Raw genomic sequence first — 2,191 nt, forward strand, 5'->3', positions numbered from 1 at the left:
CCCGCTGGCCGGCGCCTTCGATCTGCGCGACGTCGCCTGCGAGACGCACGTCGACGAGGGAGCGTCGTTCAACGGAGACGCCGCCTGGTCGGCCGAGGCGCTGGGCAACATCCTCAAGAACTGCATGGAGCACACGCCCGCCGGCGGATGCGTGCGCGTGCAGGCGTCCGAGGACGCCGTGGCCTTCCGCCTGTCCGTCGCCGACACGGGCCCGGGCATCGCCGCCGAGGACCTTCCCCGCCTGTTCGAGCGCTTCTACCGCGGCGCGGGATCGGAGGGGTTCGGCATCGGCCTCGCGCTGGCCCAGGCGCTCGTGACCGCCCAGGGAGGCACGCTGCGCGCGGGCAACGACCGCGAAACGGGCGGCGCTCGCTTCGACCTGACGTTCCCGAAGGTGGTCGTGTAGGAGGCCCTTCGCCCGGAACGGCGGGCTGGCCGAATATGACAATTCCGTCATGCGGCGTTCATGCCCGCGCAAGCGCGGGATGGCACACTATTCCGTAGACCGTTAGCGAGAAAGGCTCCTCATGGACATTCTGACCATCGACCATCTCACCAAGGTGTACGGAAGCGGCCCCACGGCGCTCAAGGCGCTCGACGACGTGTCGTTCAGCGTGGCCGCGGGCGAGTTCGTGGCCATCGTCGGCTCGTCGGGCTCCGGCAAGTCGACGCTTCTGCACCTCATGGGCGGCGTCGACCGCCCCACCTCCGGCACGGTGCTGCTGAACGGCGCGGACGTGTACGCGCGCTCCGACGAGGAGCTGGCCGTGCTGCGCCGTCGCGACGTGGGGCTGGTCTACCAGTTCTACAACCTCATCCCCGTGCTCAACGTGGTGGAGAACATGACGCTTCCCGTGCTCATGGACGGACGCGCCGTGAACGAAGAGCGCCTCGGCATGCTTCTGGACGGCTTGGGACTGCGCGGCCATGAGCGCTTCCTGCCCAATCAGCTGTCAGGCGGACAGCAACAGCGCGTGGCCATCGGGCGCGCGCTCATGAACGCGCCTGCCGTGGTGCTGGCCGACGAGCCCACCGGCAACCTCGACTCGCGCAACTCGCACGAGATCATGGCGCTTTTGCGCGAGTCGAACAAGCGCTTCGACCAGACGCTCGTGGTGATCACGCATGACGAGGACATCGCCTGCATGGCCGACCGCGTCATCGCCATCGAGGATGGCCGCATCGCCTCCGACGAAAGGAGGCGCTGATGGCCGGCATATTCACGCGTTTCACCCTGCGCTCGCTCGCTCAGAACCGCGTGCGCACGGCCGTGACCGTCGTCGGCATCGCGCTGTCCACGGCGCTTCTGGCCGCCGTGCTGACCAGCGTGGCAAGCGTGCAGCAGGGCTTGCTCGAGCGCACGATGGTAACTGAAGGATCATGGCACGTGTTTTCCCCCGACGTGCCCGCTCAGGGCATCGATGCGCTCGTGGAAAGCGACGCCGTGACCGACCTCGCCACCTTCCGCGACCTCGGATCGGCCGCACTCGCGCCCGACGACGCCAACCGTCTGGGTGCGTTCATCGCGCTGAAGACGACGCCGACCACCGTCAAGGGCGTCGACGAGCCGGGCGGCGCGCCGTACTCCCTGATGCCCGAGCTGGCAAGCGGGCGATGGCCCGAGACAGCGGACGAGATCGTGCTGCCCGACTATCTCCAAGGCGAGGAGCTGGGCGCGGGAGGCGCCGAGGGCGTTGTTTCGAACGGCCCCCTTGAAACGGGTTCCACCCTCACGGGAGGTTTTGGAAACCTCGCAGCCGCCGAAGACGGCGCGCGCCTCGCCGACGGAAACGAGACGCGCGTCGAGAACGCCCGCGAGCGCACGCTGACGGTTACCGGATTCTACAAGCGACAAGCGCCTTTCCTCGCCAACAACTACACGGCCTCTTCCGCGCCCAGCGTCGCCCTCACCGTGGCCGACGCGTCTGAGGAAGGAGCGGCTGCGGGCGCGTATCTGGTCACGCAAGGTCTGGGAACCCTCGACGAGATGAAGGCCTTCTTCGCCGACGCGACCGGATTGGACGATACGGCCGCCACTCTGTACCACACCAGCCTGTTCTCGTACTTGGGCATCTCCGACGGCAGGCCCATCTGGGGAAGCCTCTGGGCGGTTGCCGCCGTGTTGGCCATCGTCATCGTGGCGGCGTCCGCATCGCTGATCTACAACGCATTCGCCATCTCGGTGGCCGAG

The 2,191-nt window shown here is 67.8% G+C and carries 2 protein-coding genes and 1 pseudogene; all 3 read left to right on the forward strand.

Going from position 1 to position 2,191, the window contains the following annotated elements:
• The coding region (locus tag ACMO6A_RS11565) for a sensor histidine kinase (RefSeq protein ID WP_418471299.1) at positions 1–406 on the forward strand (406 nt) is incomplete at its 5' end.
• 121 nt (positions 407–527) lie between these two features.
• A complete protein-coding gene (locus ACMO6A_RS11570) occupies positions 528–1,208 on the forward strand; it encodes an ABC transporter ATP-binding protein (protein WP_009306942.1) in 681 nt (226 codons plus the stop codon).
• Positions 1,208–2,191: pseudogene (locus tag ACMO6A_RS11575) on the forward strand (ABC transporter permease); the annotation flags it as partial. The gene ACMO6A_RS11570 and the pseudogene ACMO6A_RS11575, both read left to right, overlap by 1 nt.

Origin of the sequence: Eggerthella sp., from assembly GCF_048329335.1 — a bacterium.
In the GTDB taxonomy this organism is placed as follows: domain Bacteria; phylum Actinomycetota; class Coriobacteriia; order Coriobacteriales; family Eggerthellaceae; genus Eggerthella; species Eggerthella lenta.

Bases quoted from the DNA above. Each gene is read 5' to 3' on its own strand.
- ACMO6A_RS11570 (WP_009306942.1), top strand. From the start codon at position 528: ATGGACATTCTGACCATCGACCATCTCACCAAGGTGTACGGAAGCGGC.